Origin of the sequence: Gracilibacillus halophilus YIM-C55.5 (genome assembly GCF_000359605.1) — a bacterium.
Taxonomy (GTDB): Bacteria; Bacillota; Bacilli; order Bacillales; family Amphibacillaceae; genus Gracilibacillus; species Gracilibacillus halophilus.
Genome location: NZ_APML01000027.1, coordinates 13,194 through 34,125 on the forward strand (window position 1 = coordinate 13,194; position 20,932 = coordinate 34,125).

General features: G+C 38.0%; 18 protein-coding genes, 1 tRNA gene, 3 pseudogenes and 1 riboswitch. Of the genes and pseudogenes, 5 read left to right on the forward strand and 17 right to left on the reverse strand.

Annotation, left to right across the window (positions count from 1 at the left end; translation table 11 throughout):
* Positions 1-19: 19 nt before the first annotated feature.
* Positions 20-760, reverse strand: a complete 741-nt coding sequence (locus J416_RS07875; protein WP_003468154.1) for an alpha/beta hydrolase — start codon at positions 758-760, stop codon at positions 20-22.
* A 116-nt stretch (positions 761-876) separates the two neighbouring features.
* On the reverse strand, positions 877-1,107 hold the full coding sequence (gene secG, locus J416_RS07880; RefSeq protein ID WP_003468155.1) for a preprotein translocase subunit SecG: 231 nt from the start codon (positions 1,105-1,107) through the stop codon (positions 877-879).
* A 147-nt stretch (positions 1,108-1,254) separates the two neighbouring features.
* Between secG and J416_RS07885 the strand changes: the two genes are divergently transcribed.
* The 3 genes and pseudogenes from J416_RS07885 (at position 1,255) to ptsP (ending at position 4,330) form a co-directional block, all read left to right on the forward strand.
* A complete protein-coding gene (locus J416_RS07885; protein WP_003468157.1) occupies positions 1,255-2,211 on the forward strand; it encodes an alpha/beta hydrolase in 957 nt (318 codons plus the stop codon).
* Positions 2,212-2,340: 129 nt separating this feature from the next.
* Positions 2,341-2,610 (forward strand): phosphocarrier protein HPr, encoded by a 270-nt coding sequence (locus tag J416_RS07890; RefSeq protein WP_003468159.1) that lies wholly within the window; start codon positions 2,341-2,343, stop codon positions 2,608-2,610.
* A gap of 5 nt (positions 2,611-2,615) precedes the next feature.
* A pseudogene (gene ptsP / locus J416_RS07895) lies at positions 2,616-4,330 on the forward strand (phosphoenolpyruvate--protein phosphotransferase).
* A 165-nt stretch (positions 4,331-4,495) separates the two neighbouring features.
* Here the strand turns inward: ptsP and J416_RS15760 are convergent.
* The 11 genes and pseudogenes from J416_RS15760 to paiA all read right to left on the reverse strand — a co-directional run bounded on the left by J416_RS15760 (position 4,496) and on the right by paiA (position 15,118).
* A complete protein-coding gene (locus J416_RS15760) occupies positions 4,496-4,645 on the reverse strand; it encodes a hypothetical protein (RefSeq protein WP_156809551.1) in 150 nt (49 codons plus the stop codon).
* A 130-nt stretch (positions 4,646-4,775) separates the two neighbouring features.
* Positions 4,776-6,062 carry a phosphopyruvate hydratase gene (gene eno, locus J416_RS07900; RefSeq protein ID WP_003468161.1) on the reverse strand — a complete coding sequence of 429 codons (1,287 nt, stop codon included), beginning with the start codon at positions 6,060-6,062 and terminating at the stop codon, positions 4,776-4,778.
* A gap of 25 nt (positions 6,063-6,087) precedes the next feature.
* Complete coding sequence (gene gpmI, locus J416_RS07905; protein WP_003468163.1) at positions 6,088-7,626, reverse strand: 2,3-bisphosphoglycerate-independent phosphoglycerate mutase; 1,539 nt, start codon at positions 7,624-7,626, stop codon at positions 6,088-6,090.
* A complete protein-coding gene (tpiA, locus tag J416_RS07910) occupies positions 7,623-8,381 on the reverse strand; it encodes a triose-phosphate isomerase (protein ID WP_003468165.1) in 759 nt (252 codons plus the stop codon). Before tpiA ends, gpmI begins: the two co-directional genes overlap by 4 nt.
* Positions 8,382-8,395: 14 nt before the next feature.
* Positions 8,396-9,576, reverse strand: a pseudogene (locus J416_RS07915) (phosphoglycerate kinase).
* 116 nt (positions 9,577-9,692) lie between these two features.
* Positions 9,693-10,700: a type I glyceraldehyde-3-phosphate dehydrogenase gene (gene gap, locus J416_RS07920; protein ID WP_003468171.1), complete on the reverse strand. Its 1,008-nt coding sequence runs from the start codon at positions 10,698-10,700 to the stop codon at positions 9,693-9,695.
* A 34-nt stretch (positions 10,701-10,734) separates the two neighbouring features.
* Positions 10,735-11,763 (reverse strand): sugar-binding transcriptional regulator, encoded by a 1,029-nt coding sequence (locus J416_RS07925; RefSeq protein WP_003468173.1) that lies wholly within the window; start codon positions 11,761-11,763, stop codon positions 10,735-10,737.
* A 121-nt stretch (positions 11,764-11,884) separates the two neighbouring features.
* Positions 11,885-12,136: a glutaredoxin family protein gene (locus tag J416_RS07930; protein ID WP_003468174.1), complete on the reverse strand. Its 252-nt coding sequence runs from the start codon at positions 12,134-12,136 to the stop codon at positions 11,885-11,887.
* 3 nt (positions 12,137-12,139) lie between these two features.
* Positions 12,140-13,116, reverse strand: a pseudogene (locus tag J416_RS07935) (L-lactate dehydrogenase).
* An 88-nt stretch (positions 13,117-13,204) separates the two neighbouring features.
* Positions 13,205-14,122, reverse strand: a complete 918-nt coding sequence (locus J416_RS07940; protein ID WP_003468186.1) for an alpha-hydroxy-acid oxidizing protein — start codon at positions 14,120-14,122, stop codon at positions 13,205-13,207.
* Between the two features lie 171 nt (positions 14,123-14,293).
* Positions 14,294-14,403: riboswitch (SAM riboswitch) on the reverse strand.
* 196 nt (positions 14,404-14,599) lie between these two features.
* Positions 14,600-15,118: a spermidine/spermine N(1)-acetyltransferase gene (paiA, locus tag J416_RS07945; RefSeq protein ID WP_003468187.1), complete on the reverse strand. Its 519-nt coding sequence runs from the start codon at positions 15,116-15,118 to the stop codon at positions 14,600-14,602.
* Between the two features lie 506 nt (positions 15,119-15,624).
* Here paiA and J416_RS07955 point away from each other — a divergent pair.
* Entirely contained in the window at positions 15,625-16,203 is a 579-nt protein-coding gene (locus tag J416_RS07955) for a hypothetical protein (protein ID WP_003468191.1), read from the forward strand.
* 75 nt (positions 16,204-16,278) lie between these two features.
* Here J416_RS07955 and J416_RS16450 read toward each other — a convergent pair whose 3' ends face one another.
* The 3 genes from J416_RS16450 to J416_RS07970 form a co-directional block, all read right to left on the reverse strand.
* Entirely contained in the window at positions 16,279-16,407 is a 129-nt protein-coding gene (locus J416_RS16450) for a hypothetical protein (RefSeq protein ID WP_276116526.1), read from the reverse strand.
* A 347-nt stretch (positions 16,408-16,754) separates the two neighbouring features.
* A complete protein-coding gene (locus J416_RS07965) occupies positions 16,755-17,171 on the reverse strand; it encodes a hypothetical protein (RefSeq protein WP_003468195.1) in 417 nt (138 codons plus the stop codon).
* Positions 17,172-17,699: 528 nt separating this feature from the next.
* Positions 17,700-17,771: transfer RNA gene (locus J416_RS07970), tRNA-Arg, on the reverse strand.
* A gap of 296 nt (positions 17,772-18,067) precedes the next feature.
* On the opposite strand from J416_RS07970, the gene clpP reads away from it, so the two are divergent.
* Positions 18,068-18,661 carry an ATP-dependent Clp endopeptidase proteolytic subunit ClpP gene (clpP, locus tag J416_RS07975; RefSeq protein WP_003468196.1) on the forward strand — a complete coding sequence of 198 codons (594 nt, stop codon included), beginning with the start codon at positions 18,068-18,070 and terminating at the stop codon, positions 18,659-18,661.
* Positions 18,662-18,701: 40 nt separating this feature from the next.
* Here the strand turns inward: clpP and J416_RS07980 are convergent, their stop codons facing one another.
* Positions 18,702-20,312: a glycoside hydrolase family 43 protein gene (locus J416_RS07980; RefSeq protein WP_003468199.1), complete on the reverse strand. Its 1,611-nt coding sequence runs from the start codon at positions 20,310-20,312 to the stop codon at positions 18,702-18,704.
* Positions 20,313-20,932 lie beyond the last annotated feature (620 nt).

Genomic DNA, 20,932 nt, shown 5'->3' on the forward strand with positions numbered 1-20,932 from the left:
TTTCATTTAGTATGGCAAATTAAGTAACGTTTGATTCGAGAAATTGTTCAATGTCTTGATGCAACTGATCTTTCTCAGGACCAAATGTAATCGCATGACCAGATTTTTCATACCATTTCATCTCTTTTTCATCTGCTTCTACATTTTCATAAATGTAATTCGCACTTTCGACATTAATCATTTGATCTTGTGCGGCTTGTACGACAAAAGTAGGCGTATATAGCATATCTACATTATCTTTCACATCTTGAATCGTCTGTGCTAATTCTTGGAATAAAGTACGTGCATCATCAATTAAATGCTCAACTTCTGATTCTACAGTCGCTTCATCTTTTTGCTCGAGTTGTTTATATTCCTTAGCAAAATGGCGGAATCCTTTCGTCAGTTGCTCTTCATTGTCGAAAAACATTGGAGAACACATCGTAACAGCTGCTTCTAACGGATAGTTGCAGGCAAGCTTTAATCCAAGAACTCCACCGAGTGATAATCCGACGACGGCAATTTTCTCATAACCTTTATCCCGTAATGACTGATACGCTTCTTGCACGTCTTCCCACCAGTCTTCAGCAGTAGCTTGTACTAATTCTTCTGGTGACTTTCCGTGACCACGATAAATTGGTGCTAAACATGTATAACCTTTTCCGTTCAAATAACGCCCTAGCATTCTTACATCTGCTGAGTGACCTGTGAATCCGTGTAATAATAATACCGCACGTTCGTCTCCTTCAAACATAAATGGTTCTGGTTGTTTCACTTTCATTGTTCGTCCACTCCTTTATGTCGCATCACATGATATGTAATTACATATAGTCTTAATAAAACATCCTTTGCGTTATGCAAAGGATGTTCCTGCTTTTCGTTATGTGTGTGTCTCGTTTATAGAAGATAAGCAATCGCAAACGTGAGCACAAACAGTAATACACCTGTTACAATTGTACCCCGATGAAGAAACAAATCAAGTCCTCTTGCTTTTTGCTTACCAAATAGTTGCTCAGCACCACCAGAAATCGCGCCAGAAAGTCCTGCACTCTTTCCAGATTGTAATAAAACAAAGGTAATGAGAACTATTGCATCAATAATTAATAACGTCATTGCAACCGACAACATGTTGCAGACACCTCCTAGACGTACAAATACATAATATTAATGTAGCATAGAAAAGGTTTTAATAGCAAGCAAATTCTGTGATTGTCGATGGATTTCAATAAAACATGATATCATGAAGATAAACATAACGTTAAGGATGTGAGGTATGTGGACATTCAAGAAACATGGATGACCATGTCAGATCAAGAACAAATTTTTCTTAAACAATGGTCCAGTCATCAAACGAAACCTAAAGCTATCATACTGTTGATTCACGGCATGACTGAACATATTGAACGTTATTATCACTTTGCCGAGCATCTCATATCTCATGGGTTCGTCGTATATGGATATGATCAAAGAGGACATGGCAAAACAGCGAATGACCAACAGCTTACATTCGGTTACCTTGCTAACACCAAAGGATTTGAGCGTTTAACAAATGATGCGATTGAGGTGACGGATAACCTTCGCGAAAAACATCCTTCCCTTCCTGTTTTTGTGATCGCCCATAGTATGGGATCATTTGTCGCTAGACATTATATGACGCATCCAGAAGCAGCGATGTTAAGTGGCGTGATTTTATTAGGGACCGGAATGCAACCAAAACCGTTACTTATCATTGGCAAATGGCTAGCAAAAATGTTGGGGAAATGGAAAGGAAAAGCCACCCCGTCCCCTTTCATGAATCAATTAACATTTCTCGGCTACAATAAAAAGGTAGAAAACAACACTTCATTTGACTGGTTAACGCGCGATCAAGAAACGATTCAAGCATACATCGAAGACCCGCTATGTGGTTTCATCCCGACACATCAGTTTTTTTACGATTTATATAAAGGGTTACAGCTGATTCAACAAAAAGATCGAGCCAAACACATACCAAAGGATTTACCCATTTACTTTTTAAGCGGTGATGCTGATCCTGTTGGGCAATTGGGAAAGGGGATCAAAAAGACGTATCATTTCTATCAATCAGTCGGCCTTTCCAATCTTGACCTAACCATTTATCCAGAAGCAAGGCATGAGTTATTCAATGAATCAAATCGATTTGAAGTTTATCAACATGTTTTATCTTGGCTAGATAAGCAAATGATTTGTGCTCAAAAGACACATTCCGTATAATTGCCATGCTCGCTAGATGTGTCTTCTTGGTGAAAATTTTTCATTATTTCTTGAAATATCACCCGGAAAAAGAGTAAAATTAAGGGGAAGCATGACCTTATTTAAAATCATAATAGGAGGTTTTTTACTATGGCAGTAGAAAAAACAGTGACAATCACAGACGAAACAGGAGTTCACGCTCGTCCAGCAACCGTACTTGTGAACAAAGCAGGTAGTTTCACAGCGGAAATGACGTTAGAATACAATAGCAAGTCGATCAATTTAAAATCAATTATGGGTGTTATGTCTCTTGGAATTCCTCAAGGAGCTGAAATCAAAATCACTGCTGACGGTTCAGATGAACAAGAAGCTATCGATGCCGTTTATGACGTCATTAAATCAGAAGGATTGGGAGAGTAAGTTTCATGAGCAAACTTAGCGGGATAGCTGCATCAAATGGAATAGCGATTGCAAAAGTATATACACTCGCTGTTCCAGACCTTTCTTTTGAGAAGAAGAAAGTTGAAGATACAACAAGCGAGATCGACCGCTTAACAAAAGCGTTAGAAGTTTCAACTGAGGAATTAGAAAAAATTAAATCACATGCGAAACAAACCTTAGGTGAAGAGCATGCTGAGATTTTTTCAGCTCATTTATTAGTACTTAGTGACCCTGAATTAATTGACCCGATAAAAGATAAAATTAAAAACGAACAAGTCAATGCTGAACATGCATTAGATGAAACGGCTCAAATGTTTATTCAAATGTTTGAGAGTATGGACAATGAATATATGCGTGAGCGCGCGGCGGATATTAAAGATGTCACTAAGCGTGTCATGGCTCACTTATTAAACGTATCATTTCCAAACCCTGCATTAATTGACGAAGAAGTGGTTGTTGTTGCTGAAGACTTAACTCCTTCGGATACTGCTCAATTAAACAAACAATTTGTACAAGGTTTCACCACGAACATTGGAGGAAGAACTTCACACTCTGCCATCATGCTCGGTCATTAGAAATTCCAGCCGTTGTCGGTACCAAAGATATTACCGAACAAGCTAGCGATGGCGATATCCTCATCGTTGATGGTATTGATGGTGAAGTCATTATCAATCCTACTGATGATCAAATCGAAACCTATCAGCAAAAGCAAGAAGAATTTGAAAAGAAAAAACAAGAATGGGCAAAATTAAAGGACGAGCCTTCTGTAACCTCTGATAACCATCAAGTCGAACTGGTTGCTAACATTGGTACGCCAGATGATATTGATGGTGTCATTCGCAACGGTGGTGAAGGTGTCGGACTTTATCGTACAGAGTTTTTATACATGGGGAAAAATGAACTTCCTACCGAAGAAGAGCAATTTGAAGCTTACAAATCGGTACTCGAACAAATGGAAGATCAACCTGTCGTTGTCCGAACGCTCGATATTGGGGGCGATAAAGAACTTCCATATCTCGATTTACCTGACGAAATGAACCCATTCTTAGGTTATCGTGCGATTCGCTTATGTCTTGAACGCGATGACATATTCCGTACTCAACTTCGAGCGTTATTGCGCGCTAGTGTTTATGGTAACTTGAAGATCATGTTCCCAATGATTGCTACCTTGGAAGAATTCCGCCAAGCGAAGGCGATTTTAATAGAAGAAAAAGACAATTTAGCAAACGAAGGAATCGATGTATCTGACTCGATTGAAGTCGGTATTATGGTTGAGATTCCTGCAACAGCAGTTATTGCAAAACAGTTTGCTAAAGAGGTTGACTTCTTCAGTATCGGAACCAATGATCTTATTCAATATACGTTAGCAGCTGACCGCATGAACGAACGTGTTAGCTATCTATATCAACCATATCATCCAGCTATCCTCAATCTCATTCATAATGTCATTGAGGCAGCACATGCAGAAGGTAAGTGGGCTGGTATGTGTGGTGAGATGGCTGGTGATTCCATCGCACTTCCGATTCTGTTAGGTCTTGGATTAGATGAGTTCAGTATGAGTGCGACTTCCATTCTGCCAGCACGTACACAATTGAGAGACTTATCGAAAGAAGAGATCACTTCTTATAAGAATCAGTTGCTTAATATGGATACGGCAGAAGAAGTTGAGCAATTCATTCGCGAAAAAACAAACCAGTAATATTAAAAAGAGACTGTCAAAGCATATGCTAGACAGTCTCTTTTAACATTTTGAACTTTTTTAATGGCTTCTAGGAATCGAAGTGGTTGATTGTCCAGTACACCATCAACCACTGGGAAATCGCCCATTGATGATGCGAAGATTTCCCAGAAAACGCGCAATACTCTATTTTTTTAGGCAAACAGATGCTTCCACTTCCTCTGTTTGATGCATATCCGCTTTTTCGAGGCTAACAGCTACTTCCGCTTCCTCTGTTTGACGCATATTTGCTTTTTCGAGGCTAACAGCTACTTCCGCATCCCCTGTTTGACGCATATCCTACCATATAACACCATTTGAATCTAATCTTAATACATTTTGTCTTCATACATAAAAATTCACCATTTCCTAGACAAAGAAAAAACCAGTACCACTTCATGTGATACTGGTTTAGCTGCACAAAAGCTTATTTATTTAAGTTATAGAAAGCTTTTACCCCTGCATACTTAGAGGTACTCACTAATTCATCTTCAATACGTAATAGCTGGTTATACTTCGCGACACGGTCAGTACGAGATGGCGCACCTGTCTTAATCTGACCTGCATTAGTCGCTACCGCAATATCCGCAATCGTTGCATCTTCTGTTTCACCTGAACGGTGGGAAATGACAGCTGTATAGCCTGCTGTTTTCGCCATTTCAATCGCTTCGAATGTTTCTGTTAATGTACCAATTTGATTCACTTTTACAAGGATTGAGTTGCCAACTCCCTGCTCAATTCCTTGCGCAAGACGTTTGGTATTGGTTACGAAAAGATCATCCCCAACTAATTGTACGCGATCACCGATACGATCAGTCAATAGCTTCGTACCTTCCCAATCATTTTCGTCAAGGCCATCTTCAATTGAAACGATCGGATATTTTTCGATTAATTGCTCATACCATTCAACCATTTCTTCAGAGTTACGTACAACGCCTTCACCTTTTAGATTGTACTTACCATCTTCATACACTTCTGAAGAAGCAACGTCCATTGCTAGTTTCACTTCTTCACCTGGTTTGTATCCAGCTGCTTCAATGGCTTCAATAATGGTTGATAAAGCTTCTTCATTTGACTTCAAGTCTGGGGCGAAACCACCTTCGTCACCCACACCAGTATTATAGCCCTTACCAGCTAGCACTTTCTTCAAGTTATGGAATACTTCTGCCCCAACACGTAGTGCTTCACGGAATGTTGGCGCACCAACTGGCATAATCATAAACTCTTGAATGTCTACGTTATTGTCTGCATGCTCTCCACCATTCAGAATATTCATCATCGGTACTGGTAGAGTTGTTGCATTGAATCCACCTAAATACGTGTAAAGTGGCACACCTAAGTAATCTGCTGCTGCTCGAGCTGCTGCCATGGAGACACCAAGAATCGCATTCGCACCTAATTTTCCTTTATTATCTGTTCCGTCAAGTTCTAATAAAAGTTGATCAATCACAACTTGGCGTGTCACATCCACTCCTAAAAGCTCTGGCGCGATGATTTCATTCACGTTTTCTACTGCTTTGGTAACACCTTTACCTAGATAGCGACTTTTATCACCATCACGTAATTCTACTGCTTCATGTTCACCAGTGGAAGCACCACTTGGTACAAGAGCAGAACCAAAAGCACCTGATTCGGTGAAAATTTCTACTTCTACTGTTGGATTTCCACGAGAGTCTAATACTTCGCGACCATACACATCTGTAATATAAGGCATTGTTTATTCGCTCCTTTATGTTTGGTTATTTTTTAATTAAAGAATTCCCTGTCATTTCTTTCGGTTTTTCTACATCTAATAAATCTAACAATGTTGGCGATAAATCGGCTAGGATTCCTTCATCTTGTAGGGTAATCCCTTCTCTTGTGACAACTACAGGTACCGGATTAGTCGTATGTGCTGTCATCGGTTCATCATCCAACGTAATCACTTCATCTGAGTTACCATGATCAGCAGTAATAATCGTATGACCACCTTTTTCATGGATTTTATCGACGATTTTACCTAAACATTCATCGACAGCTTCAATCGCTTGAATGGTTGGCTCTAACATGCCAGAATGACCCACCATATCTGGGTTAGCAAAGTTTAAAATAATGGCATTTTGTTCATCTTTATCTAACTCTTCCAATAAGGCGTCTGTTACTTCATAAACACTCATTTCTGGTTGTAAATCATACGTAGCCACTTTCGGTGAATCGATTAAGATGCGTTTTTCGCCATCAAATTCTTGTTCACGTCCACCACTCATAAAGAACGTGACGTGTGGATATTTTTCTGTCTCGGCAATACGTAATTGATTTAAGTTATTCTTGGATAACACTTCACCAACTGTATTATCGAGATTTACAGGTTCATAAGCAACGTAGCCATTCACTGTTTCGCTAAAGTTCGTTAAACACACAAAGTGTATATCTTTCGGTGCTTTTTCTCCACGATCAAAGTCATCAAAATCATTATTGGCAAATGTACGTGAAATTTGAATCGCTCGATCCGGACGGAAATTATAGAATATGACCGAATCTTCATCTTCAATCGTCGCTTTTGGATTTCCATCTTGATCCGTAATCACGGACGGAATCACGAATTCATCATAGATTTCATTCTCATAGGAGTCATCAACGACGGCTAGCGGATCCGTATAAGTTGGTCCCTCACCATAGACCATAGCGTCATATGATTTTTTCACACGATCCCAACGTTTATCCCGATCCATTGAATAATAACGACCAGAAATGGTTGCAAATTCCCCTACACCATACTCGTCCATTTTCTCTAATGCCTGCTTGATATAAATCTTAGCTGATTTCTGATCGACATCACGACCATCTAAAAATCCGTGCACATATACTTTGTCCAAGCCGTGATCAGCAGCCATTTTCAAGACGGCATACATATGGTCGATGTGGCTGTGAACACCACCATCAGATAATAAACCGAAAATGTGTAATGCTTTATCATTTTGTTTGGCGTGTTTTACCGCATTCACCATTATTTCATTGTCAAAGAAGTCGCCCTCTTTAATCGATACATTCACTCGAGTTAGACTTTGGTAAACAATTCGTCCAGCGCCAATGTTTAAATGTCCCACTTCGGAATTTCCCATTTGGCCTTCTGGTAAACCAACTGCCTCACCACAAGCTGTAAGTTGGGTTGTCGGGAATTGATTCCAATAGCGATCAAAATTCGGGGTGTTTGCCTGTTTCACAGCATTTCCCTTCTCTTCATCACGTAACGCAAAACCATCTAAAATAATTAACGCACCTAGTTGATTCTGACTCATTTTTTACCAGCCTCCACAAGCTGTAAGAATGAATCAGCTTCAAGGCTTGCACCACCTACAAGCGCACCATCAATATCAGATTGCGCCAATAATTCATCAACATTGGTTGGTTTTACACTTCCACCGTATTGAATACGAAGGGCTTCACCAGCTGCTTGTGATACGCTGTTGCTTACGACGTTACGGATATGTGTACATACTTCGTTCGCTTCTTCTGAAGTCGCTGTTTTACCCGTACCGATGGCCCAAATTGGTTCATAAGCAATAATGGTTTGTTTCACTTGCTCTTCTGTTAATCCTTCTAACGCAGCATTTACTTGATTTTCAACAATGTTCATTGTTTGATGCGATTCACGTTGTTCTAACGTTTCACCTACACAAACAATTGGAGTTAGATTGTGCTGAAAGGCTGCATGAGCTTTTTTATTGACGGTCTCATCTGTTTCAGCAAACATTTCGCGTCGTTCAGAGTGACCAAGTACAACATAAGTCACACCGATATCCGCTAACATTGCTGGACTCACTTCACCTGTAAATGCACCCTTATCTTCAAAGTGCATATTTTGGGCCGCTACTTCTAGATCGGTACCTTTTGCTTTTTCGACTAATGATGGTAAAAATGGAAATGGTGCACAAACCACGGATTCCACTTGTTCTTTTGAAGCCACTTTATCTTTCGTGTCTTCTACAAATTGAACAGCTTCACCTAACAGTTTGTTCATTTTCCAGTTACCTGCGATTACGTTTTTACGCATGTGAACACCTCTCCTTATTTATCAGATAATACACTAACGCCAGGGAGTTCTTTCCCTTCCATAAATCTAACGAAGCGCCACCGCCGGTAGAAATATGATCCATTTGATCAGCATAATTAAATTTCTCAACCGCTGCAGCAGAATCGCCGCCACCAATAACAGTATAACCTTTTGTTTGTCCTAATGCTTCAGCAACTGCTTTGGTACCATTCGCAAATACATCAAGTTCAAACACACCCATTGGGCCATTCCAAATGACTAATTGCGAATCAGCCACAATTTTAGCATATTTTTCACGCGTTTTTGGTCCAATATCTAATGCTTCTAAATCAGCTGGTATGTTTTCGATAGATACTTCTTGTGTATTTGCATCATTCGAGAAGTCATCTGCAACGATCACATCTTCTGGCATAATGAAGTTAACGTTATTTTCTTTGGCTTTTTGCATATATTCTTTCGCCAAGTCGATTTTATCTTCTTCTAATAACGACTTACCAATTTCATATCCTCTTGCTTTGACAAACGTATACGCTAGACCGCCACCGATGATCAAGTTATCCACTTTATCCAAGAGGTTATCAATAACGCCAATTTTATCTTTAACTTTCGCTCCACCAACAATCGCTGTGAATGGACGTTCTGGATTTGATAATGCACTACCTAGCACGTCTAGTTCTTTTTCTAATAAAAATCCGGCAACAGCTGGAATATGCTCTGCAATACCTGCTGTTGACGCATGTGCGCGGTGAGCAGCTCCAAACGCATCGTTGACGAAGTAATCAGCCAACTGAGCAAATTCTTTTGCTAATTCTGGATCATTTTTTGTTTCGCCTGGTTCAAAACGAACATTTTCAATCAATAGAATATCGCCGTCTGTTAAATTGCTGACAGCTTGATTGACTTCATCTCCGTAGACATCATCTGTTTTTACAACTTCTTTTCCTATTAAATCGCTAAGTCGCTTAGCCACTGCGTCCATACGAAGTTCGTCAACGGCTTCCCCTTTTGGTCGACCGAGGTGACTCGCTAAGATGACTTTGGCACCTTGCTCTGTTAAATACTCAATGGTTGGAATCGCAGCACGGATTCTCGTATCATCCGTTACTTCTCCATCGCTCATAGGTACGTTAAAATCAACGCGGCAAAATACTTTTTTACCAGTTGTGTTGATATCTTTAATGGTTTTTTTGTTCATCTTATATGAACCTCCTTGCAATACTTAGCTAGTATGTACGCTTTAGTCACGAGCACTACTAGTATGATTTTGAAAAATGGGAGGAGGACTGATCCCCCTCCCATATGACTTAACATTTATAGTCCTTGTTTTTTAAGGTAAGCTGCTAGGTCTACACAACGGCTAGAATAGCCCATTTCGTTGTCATACCAAGAAACAACTTTCACCATGTTATCTTCCATGACCATTGTAGAGATTCCATCAATGGTAGAAGAATTTGTGTTACCTACATAATCCGCAGATACAAGTGGTTCATCAGAATAGCCTAAGATTCCTTTTAATTCACCTTCTGCTGCATCTTTAAGTGCTGCATTTACTTCTTCTGCTGTTACGTTTTGATCAAGTTCAGCCACTAAGTCTACAAGTGAACCGTCTGAAGTTGGCACACGCATTGCCATACCATTTAATTTGCCTTCAAGTTCTGGTAATACGAGTGACACAGCTTTTGCTGCACCAGTCGTTGTTGGAATGATGTTTTCAGCTGCTGCACGTGCACGACGATAATCTTTATGTGGTAAGTCAAGAATTTGTTGATCGTTTGTGTAAGAGTGGATTGTTGTCATCAAACCACGGTTAATACCAAACTTCTCGTGTAATACTTTTGCATATGGTGCTAAACAGTTGGTCGTACAAGATGCATTCGAAATCACATGATGACTTGCTGGGTCATACTGATCTTCGTTTACACCCATTACAACTGTTAAGTCTTCATTCTTAGCAGGTGCAGAAATAACAACTTTTTTCGCGCCAGCATCAATATGTGCTTTTGCTTTTTCACCTTGCGTGAAAATACCAGTAGATTCGATAACGACTTCTACACCAAGGTCACCCCAAGGTAAGCTTGCTGGATCTTTTTCAGAAAGAACTTTTACTTCTTTTCCACCAACAACAAGCGCATCTCCGTTAACAGAAACATCTTCATCTAGCTTTCCATGAACAGAGTCATATTGCAATAAGTGTGCGAGCATGTTTGCATCTGTTAAGTCGTTAACAGCTACAACTTCTACTTCGTCATTTTTTAATGCCTGACGAAATACATTACGACCAATACGGCCAAAACCATTAATACCTACTTTTACTGCCATGATTTTTCCTCCTTGTATTTCACAAAGTTTATATTTAAAGGGAAGTTCCCTTTAACAACTCGTTCGCCACTGCCTCATCTGTAATCAACACATTACTTTTTCCCTGTTCAAAATACGACTTGATGGCTTCAACTTTAGACGTTCCACCGGCTACAGCAATCACATAATCAGCATGTTCTAAATCCTCTAATTGCATGCCAGCTGTACGGACTTTATAGACCACATTTCCTTCATGATCTAAGTAATAGCCAAATGCTTCACTAACCGCCTGACTCTTCGTTAAATGATCCAAAATGTCTTGTGACGTTTTCCGTCGTTTTGCCATCGTTAACGCATCACCAATGCCATGTAAAATAATATTTGCATCATGAATAAGTTCTAAAATTTCTTTAATAGCAGGCTCTTCAATGATGGTGTGATACGTATCTTCACTTAATGGATCAGGGACGTAAAGCATACGATAATTACCATTTGCCTTCTTCGCCATTTGAGCACAAATCGTGTTGGCTTGATTTTCTACTTGTTCACCTAAGCCTCCTCGTGCTGGTACAAATGTGCAGTTCATCGCTTCCGGTAAAGGATTCATCTCCTCGGCAACTTCCGCCATTGATGTTCCACCCGTAACCGCGATGGTTTGATCCGAAGTTATAATTTTACTGAGGAATTGAGCACAAGCTTTTCCTAAAGCTTTCTTTACAGATTGTTGCTCATCTGTATTTCCCGGTACGACGATAACATGGTCCAATTGTAATTTGTCCTTAATCTGTGATTCTAAAACACGAAATTCGGAAATTTCACTCATCATCAGATGTAACTTCTCAACCATGTCGCTCCCATCTTCTGTCAGACGCATGCCTTTTGCAGTCACTACAATAAAACCATGTGCACTCAAAAACTCGGTCTCACTTCGAACAATTCGTTCTTTGAGGTCGATCGAATCTGCTAAACTTCTACGACCAATGGGTTGCAGGTTTTTTATGTAATGTAGAATTTTATACCTGCGTTGCATAATCGTCACAACTTCAGGGAACAATTTTTCTTGAATCTCAATTAGATCTTTCAATCGGAAAACGCCCCTTTATACGTCGCGGGAAATATCTGTCCCTCCTAGTCATAAAACGTCCCACTTAGACGAAAAAAATAACTTCAATATTAATTGTATCAAAAGCGCCGACAGTACTCAACTATTTTCTATTTTTCTCGCTTTTAAAATATAATTCAACCGTTTCTAGATCAATATTTCCATAAGCAACTAGTTCACCGTCGACTTGTATCGCGGGAATGATCAAATGATAGGTCTCAAACATTTGATCACTTCCCTCATATATATCGTGTTCTCGTAACTGAAATCCATATTGTTGTTGCACCATTTCTAATATGATACGCGCTTCGTCACATAGTTCACAATTTGTTTTCGTGTAAAAATCTACAACCACGAGTTAATCACCTTTTCCATTTTCATTCATTGCACCTAAGGCTGTTTGGTTCATTTTTTTGATCACGTCCACAGATTGTTGGAACTGTTCTTGTTCTGCATCCGTTAAGTCTAATTCAATTACTTCGCGAATTCCATGTTCATTGACAACCGCTGGCACCCCAATATATACGTTATCCGCATTATATTCGCCATTTAATTGAGCTGATATCGTTACAATTGAATTTTCGTTATTTAATATCGCCTTCGTCAATCGAACCAGGCCAAGTCCAATCCCATAATAAGTGGCCCCTTTTCTTTCAATAATTTGATAAGCCGCATCACGCACATGATCAAAAATGTCTTTCATATCATCATCTTGGTCGACAGTCTCAATACCTGCATATTGATCGAGGGGGACACCACCAATTTGGACATGACTCCATACAGCAATTCGGTATCACCGTGTTCGCCAATAATATAAGCGTGCACATTTCTTGGGTCCACTTGAAAATAATCCCCTAATAAATAACGAAATCTTGCTGTATCCAAAATGGTACCTGAACCAATTACGCGTTCTTGAGGAAAACCACTCACTTCACGCGTGACATAAGTAAGAATATCGACAGGATTTGTGGCAACGACAAAAATCCCTTGAAAACCTGCATCTACTATTTTTCCAACGATGTCCTTAAAGATTTTTGCATTTTTTGTGACTAAGTCTAATCTTGTTTCACCTGGCTTTTGGTTAGCTCCTGCTGTTAACACGACTAAATCTGCATTATGACAATCACGGTAATCGCCTGCATGAATGTTCATCGGATTTCCAAACGGCATACCATGGTTTAAATCACGTGCTTCTCCTTCTGCTTTTTCTTGATCGATATCAATGAGCACGAGTTCATTCACAGTGCCTTGGTTCAATAAAGCATACGCATAACTCGTCCCTACTAAACCTGTCCCTACGACAACAACTTTTCGCAGCTTAGTTTTATCAACCATTACAATTCCCCTCATCTTTTTTGACATGTTGAATGTATATGCTCAATGTATCGCTAATCTATAATTACACTATATCTTAAACGCTTTACTATTTCAAAAATTGATTAATCAATGATTCTATACCTTCGTGACCTGAAGCCGTTAAGCTATAAATATATGGTTTTTGGATCGAAACTGCATCGGCACCGACATGAATCAAATGTTGCAATTCTTCAGCCGAGGTAATATCAGATTCAACAATTAAATCAAATGAATCGCCGACGATCGTTCGAATCGATGATAGTCTTGCGATGTTAAACGCCTTAAAACGCGTTAAAATAAATCCTTGAATTTTATATTCAAGAGCAACTCGAGCATCTTCAGCTGACAAGTTTCCATACAAATAAATAGGCAGATTCGTGTATTGTTGCAAATAATGAATATCATCCCAATAAATATTAGGATTATCATATTCTGACTGAATGAGTTCTTGATACTCATCTTTTGATACGTTATATGTTTTTTGGAGGAAAATTGGATCCACGACAAAATTCGCATTGCCTTTATCTAGTTGATCCGCATGTTCAACAATTGGGCGATTAGATGCAGCAATAACGATAGCCTGACATCCTGCCAATTCAGCACGCTGAACGAAATGCTTACTCAACTCTCGATCTTGAAACATATGTGTCAAAAACCAGGTTGAATGTTTCGGAATAGCATCCGCAATTTCTTCAATACTATATGACGCATTGGAGCCGACAATAAACGGTATTTTTTGTTGGGATGCAGCTAAAGCAGTCGCTAATTCTCCATCTTGATGAAAATACGTTTGCGCACCGACTGCCCCTAATAAAAGGGGAGAAAGCTTATCCGTATATGGTTTTTCTATATTTGTTTGAATCAATGGTTGAACATTTGTTGGTCGCGTATGTGATTCTAAATATTCGACAATATCTTCAGGCAATTTTTCTTTCGCTTCTTCTTCATACTGTTTTAATAATGATTTACTTTCTGTCATAACCATTCCAGTCCCTCCTCTTTGTGTCTAAAGGTTGCTGGGTTTCATAAGGCCAGTCCCTTCACCTCTCTCCATAAGAGTATGACAACAAGTGTTGTTTATTCATGTAGGAATTTTTGAACAATAAAAAACCTTCCTCAATAAGAAGAAGGCCGTTGTTGTGTAATACAGAACTTCCTCTTATCTTTCAGGTCATGATCTCCTGCAGGAATTAGCACCTTTTAAGTCGCTACTTAATGGTTGCCGGGCATCATTGGGCCTGGTCCCTCCGCCTCTCTTGATAAGAGTTCATATGGAGTTGTCATCAAAACAATGTACATTGTTTTGTGAATTCAATAATAATTTAGCATAATAGTCATATTCTGTCAACGAAAAGTGGAAAGATTTAAAATTCTTTACATATAGTTAATACACACTCAATAACGTTTCCCGTTAGTGCTTCAGAGAAGAATTTTCGTTATTGAATGAATGCATTTCAACAAATTATTTGATTGTTTTAGTCATGATAAAGTCCACTTGCTCTTCATCCCCCATAAAAAAGGAATGGGAACCAGTTTGTACAAAACCCATTTTTTTATAAAAAGCAATAGCACCTTCATTTTTTTCCCAAACACCTAGCCAAATTTGTGTTTTATTATGTTCCATCGCAATTTCTATAGCTTTATTTAGCAGATACTTACCAAGCCCGTGTTGTTGTAAACTATTCTTTATATAAATTCTCTCAATTTCAAGAGAATTATCACCCATTTCTTCAGATTGAGCATCATTCATATTAATTTTTAAATATCCAGCGATTTCATGTTGAAAATATACAAAAAAGAATTGCGAAAAATGATTGGATAATTCCTTTTTTAATTGTTTTAAATGAAATGCTCTTTCTAAGTATTCTTTCATATTTTCAGGTGAATTTTGCTCTTTAAATGTATCTTTGAATGTTTCAACACTTATTTCTTGAAGTAAATGTAAATCTTCATAGGTGCACTTTTTTATTTTTACAGTCATGTTAATGTCACTCCTCTACATATCTCAGAAGAAATTTGATATTTAAAACCATAATACACAGAAGTACTAGCTCCTTGCCGTTTTTCGTTCTACATAATTATGGTAAACTATTCATTGACAAATATCATTACTTTTAGTTATTTTTTTTGATTTGTTTGATAAAAATTAACTTTTATGGATGGTGAGATGATATGTCGAAGAGGACAACAGGCGCAATATTTATCTCTACAAGTTTTATCATTTACAGCCTAAAATACATGACCACCGCCATCTTCGCAGGTTCACATACAATGAGTGAAGAATGGTTCTCGAGTGTCTATTCCTTAATCGATCGTCAGATTCCACCCTTTGAGATAATTTTAATCATTTTAGGTGTCGGTTATCTGATTTGGGGTGAATTTGAGGAAGGAAAGAGGAAAATGAAGGATAAATAAATCCCCCTAGGTATAACTATTTTTTAAAAGTCTGGTGTTGATTATATTCGTCGTTTAGGAGGAACCTTGAGAATGAAAAAATGGATATTCATATTACCATTTATCATTATAATAATCGTTATATTATTTTTTAGTGGATATAGGTTTACTGCATTTAGTGCTGCTAAAAGTCATGACTTCCTTCCAGTAGATGCAGATGTAGTAGAACAACATGATATCGGTTCATCTGTTATTTACTTATTTAAGAGTGACGAAGAAGAAATGTATCATACGGTATTATCTGAAAAGAAGTGTTTTTTCTACCATAGTGATGTATCAACCTATACTCCTTTTAGGTCTGGTGACATTCAAACAATTGGAGGTATTCGTTATACAACAAAAGACGAAGAAGCCACAATGATGAGCGTAATATCCAACGATAAAGAAGTTGCATATATTGAAGCAGGTGCAGAGCCATACACGAAGAAAAAGAAAATAAAGATAGGCGAACCCATTACTTTCTTATTTTCCTATAGTAAACCTATTAACCAACTTAATGCAGTTGCCACCAATAAAGAAGGTGAAGAGCTTTATTATTATGGCTATCCTGAGAATGCAACACATATTAACATAAATGAAGATTTAAGATGGTATAAAATTGATGAACAGTAATTATAAACGGATAGCGTTAAAAATTAAAAGCGCACCTAGCGTTTCTAGTCTTGAAGCTCATACTAACGCTCCCCGTTAATGAAAAAGGTATACCACTTGATCTGTGATCGCCACAATGGCGACTGTCTCACCATCTATATGTTCTGTCACTTCTAATGCTGTTGTTCCCTCGTCTACGTCTGCGAATACTCTTTGGTGGATCAACGTTCTTGTATATGGCTAACTATTGTATTTTTGGCACTTTAACGATGATACATATTCGCATATGTTACCAAACATGCAAGATGCTGTTGCCCAAAAATTAGAAAGTGTTTTTAAGGCAAATAAGGATAGTGCAAAAATGATATTAAACGTTAATAACCATTTTGTCGATAGTTTCATTCAGAAAATCTCCACGTTGGAAAACCTGCTCAACGATTAGGATTGACCACAAATAAATCTGATTGGAATGACATTATCTATTTAAGATAACGAAAAAAAGCTTGGACGCACCAAGCTCTTAGTTATTGTAAATTCTTCTTCAACTAACGCAACCCGTTACTTTAATTAAGTTAAGGGTTTGAAACAAGGGCACTTAATGAACCACCAATATTGAAAGGTACCTTCTCATTCCCCTCAATAACATTGCCCTTAAAGTCAATCTCCAAGTCAACAACTTCAATACCCTCTTTAAGATTATGTGGAATTGAAATTTCTTTAGTATCATTCGATTTAATCTTAGTTTCTTCAATAAATTTAAGGACTTCTCTTTCAGCATTACTATTTTTTAATTTTTCATCATTCAAAGGATAGCTTATTTTCAAAGAAAGGTTGTCTAAGTCAAACCCAGATTGATTTGTTAGTTCAATCGTATCAGATTCAACTATAAAAATAATATTCTCATCATTAAACGCTTCTTTTTCTTCTGAACAACCTACCATCACACCAAGTGAAAATATAATACCCATTAAAACAGCATATTTCTTCATATTTTCCTCCTACGCCTTGTTAAATTATTCTGCCCCGTTAGCATTTACGAGTAATTTGGATCTAACTGAGGGAGTTGAATAACGTTCTTGAACTTATTTTATCATATAAACCAAACATCCTAAAATTCCTTCAATTATATCGACAAATTAGATTGCAGTTTCATATAACGTTGTATTAAAACTCTCTTGACGTATATCTTCTTATTATCGAAGTCAATGAATCCTTTTAAACTTAAAATTTCACCTTGTCTCATTCCGATGAAAGCAGCTACAAAAAGATGAGAATAGGTATATCATTATCTCAAAAATAACTCTAGTTATCGCTCTATTTCCATTTCAGAATCAGATGTGTTCCTGCTAAAAAGACATTATAAATATAACAAGCAAGATAAGTTGAAAGCAGGATCAGATTAGTGAAAGCAGTATGTAAAGCAATGTTACCACTATGTTACCAATTTTATAATTGTAACTATTAATAATTATATTAAAACATAAGAAAAACCCTTGTATATCAAGGGTTTAAAGAAGTACGCCCGGAGGATTCGAACCCCCGACACATGGTACCGGAAACCATTGCTCTATCCCCTGAGCTACGGGCGTATATGGTAATGAAGTAAGCCATGTGGAATTGGCGACAAGATATATTATAACGAAGGAAGCAATAAATTTCAATCCTTTCTTTACCTATCTTCAAACGAATTATTGGATATGTTCAAGAAAACATCCTAGAATAAAAAGAAACGTGTTTATATCTCCATACGTAAGGGTATGATGATGGTAGCGAAAAAAGGTTACTATATATGAATCATTTCTTTTGACCTTTTTTGACCATTAAGTTATCATAAACATAGTTCACATAGAATAAATGGAGTCGAGTTTTAAAGGAGGAATTGTAAATGAATTTAATCCCTACAGTCATTGAACAAACCAATCGCGGTGAACGTGCATATGACATTTATTCACGTTTATTGAAAGACCGCATTATTATGCTTGGAAGTGGCATTGACGATAATGTAGCAAACACAGTTGTCGCACAGCTACTATTTCTAGCAGCTGAAGATCCAGACAAAGACATTTCACTTTATATCAACTCACCAGGTGGTTCAATTTCAGCTGGTATGGCGATTTACGATACAATGCAATTTATTAAACCAAATGTTTCTACAATCTGTATCGGAATGGCTGCATCTATGGGTGCATTCCTATTATCAGCTGGTGAGCCTGGCAAACGTTATGCGCTGCCAAACAGTGAAGTGATGATTCATCAGCCATTAGGTGGTACACAAGGGCAAGCAAGTGATATTCAAATTCATGCCAACCGTATTCTAGAGATGCGCAAGAAATTAAACAAAATCCTTTCTGAACGAACTGGTCAACCACTCGAAGTCATTGAGCGCGATACGGATCGTGACAACTTCATGGATGCCGAAAAAGCAAAAGAGTATGGTTTAATTGACCAAGTAATGGAAAAGAAACCATCTGACGAATAATTGAGACATAAAACAGCCGAGCATTGACGCTCGGCTGTTTTTATTCTTGTGGCTTATAAATAAAATAATCAAAATCTGCATGCTTGTTCTGTCCTGACGTGTCTTGACATTGCATACCTACAAACGCGCCTGTGAAGAACCCACCGCTACGAACATAATCATCAGACAGCTTATAAGATTCAAACGTGACAGGTACTTCTGTCCAATTTTCTCCATCAAACGAATAAGAATACGTATAAGTTGATGTATTCACGTGGACACGTAAGTAAATAGATTCAACGTCAGTCGGTACAACAACTTCTTGTCCACTTATAGGTTGAGAAAAGTCGCCATTATCACAAGTAAACAACTCAATGATTTTCCCTTTCTCCTCATGCCAAGAAATCTGAAAGGATGTCCAATTTTCTGTATTATAGTAATTGACTAACCCAGCTGATTGTTGGAAATCATCTGGTTCAAAAGCCACTTTCGTTTCCGCTATAAAATGAAAATGTTGCCAGCGTCTTGCTACATATGCTTGTGTAAACTTGGATGACAATGATTCTTTTCCATATAGACGCAAATGACCTGGATGATCGGTTAATGATAATGTATTTTCATCAAGTGGAATACGTAACGTTTGAAAATGTAAATTCAGTGTTTCATGATCAAAGTCATCTTTCACGGGATAATCCGGTTCCCATTTCACTTCTTCGATATTCGGTCCTTCGATTTGCAGCGAAGGTTGATTTCCACCGATAACATATGGCCAATCATCTTTCCACTCTATACGCTGAATCGCCGTTTCTCTGCCAAGTGGGCAATAACCACGCGGCGCTAATAAGGGTTGTCCTTCTTTTGGCAAAATCCGTCCCGTTAAATGGACTAAAAACCATTCATCTGTATGCGTGTGAACAATCGAAGCGTGCCCTGCTTTTTGCAACCGATTATGAGGATATGGATATGACGTAATTAACGGATTTTCTGGATGAACATCATAAGGTCCACTGATATTTCTAGAACGGGCAATTGTAGCACAATGTTCAAAACGGGTACCACCTTCAGCAGTTAATAAGTAGTAATAACCATTCCATTTGTATAAATGTGGTGCTTCGGTTAATCTTATTTCAGTTCCTTTAAAAATAAGTTCTGGCTTTCCTACAAGTTTCTTTTGATTCGGATCATACTCTTGCAACACAATTCCGTAAAATTGATGATGATTCACACGTTGATCCCACTTCATATTGACTAAATATTTCTTACCATCATCATCATGGAATAAAGAGGGATCAAATCCTGAACTGTTGAGATATATCGGATCAGACCATTCCCCATCAATCGAGTCGCACGTCACTAAATAATTATGCGAATCTTTCCACTGGCCACCTGTTACCTTCACATCGGTAAAAATCAAATAGAATTGATTATCATGATATGATAATTGCGGCGCCCAAACACCACCAGAATCGGGATTACCTTTCATATTCAATTGATTCAAACGATTTAATGGCCTAGATACGAGTCGCCAATTTTTCAAATCTTTCGAATGATAGATTCCGACACCAGGAAACCACTCAAAAGTCGACACAGCAATATAATAATCTTCGCCTGCCTTGCAAATACTAGGATCTGGATTAAAACCTGTCAAAATCGGATTTTCAATAGTAGTCATTTTCTTTCACCTCGATACAAAATAGTATACATCGCTTTTAATATGTAATCTTTCATTAAAGCGTTATCATAATTATAACACAATAAGTTTATCGATTAAACAAAGTTTTTAAAAATAGGCAAACTTTTTTATAACGATTACCGGGACATATGTAAATTGATCAAGTGGTTTTCCTCTTAATCTATAAATTACTGGGAAATGGGGATCTATCGGCACAAAGATTTCCTGGTAAATCGCAAATTACTGGGAAATCCATACATCCCTCTAGCTAGATTTCCTTGTAAACCGCAAATTACCGGGAAATCCATACATCCCTCTAGCTAGATTTCCTTGTAAACCGCAAATTACCGGGAAATCCATACATCCTTCTAGTTAGATTTCCTTGTAAATCGCAAATTACCGGGAAATCCATACATCCCTCTAGCTAGATTTCCTTGTAAATCACAAATTACCGGGAAATCCATACATCCTTCTAACTAGATTTCCTTGTAAACCGCAAATTACCAGGAAATCCATACATCCCTCTAGCTAGATTTCCTTGTAAATCGCAAATTACTGGGAAATCCATACATCCCTCTAGCTAGATTTCCTTGTAAATCGGATTAAGTCCGTAAAATTGT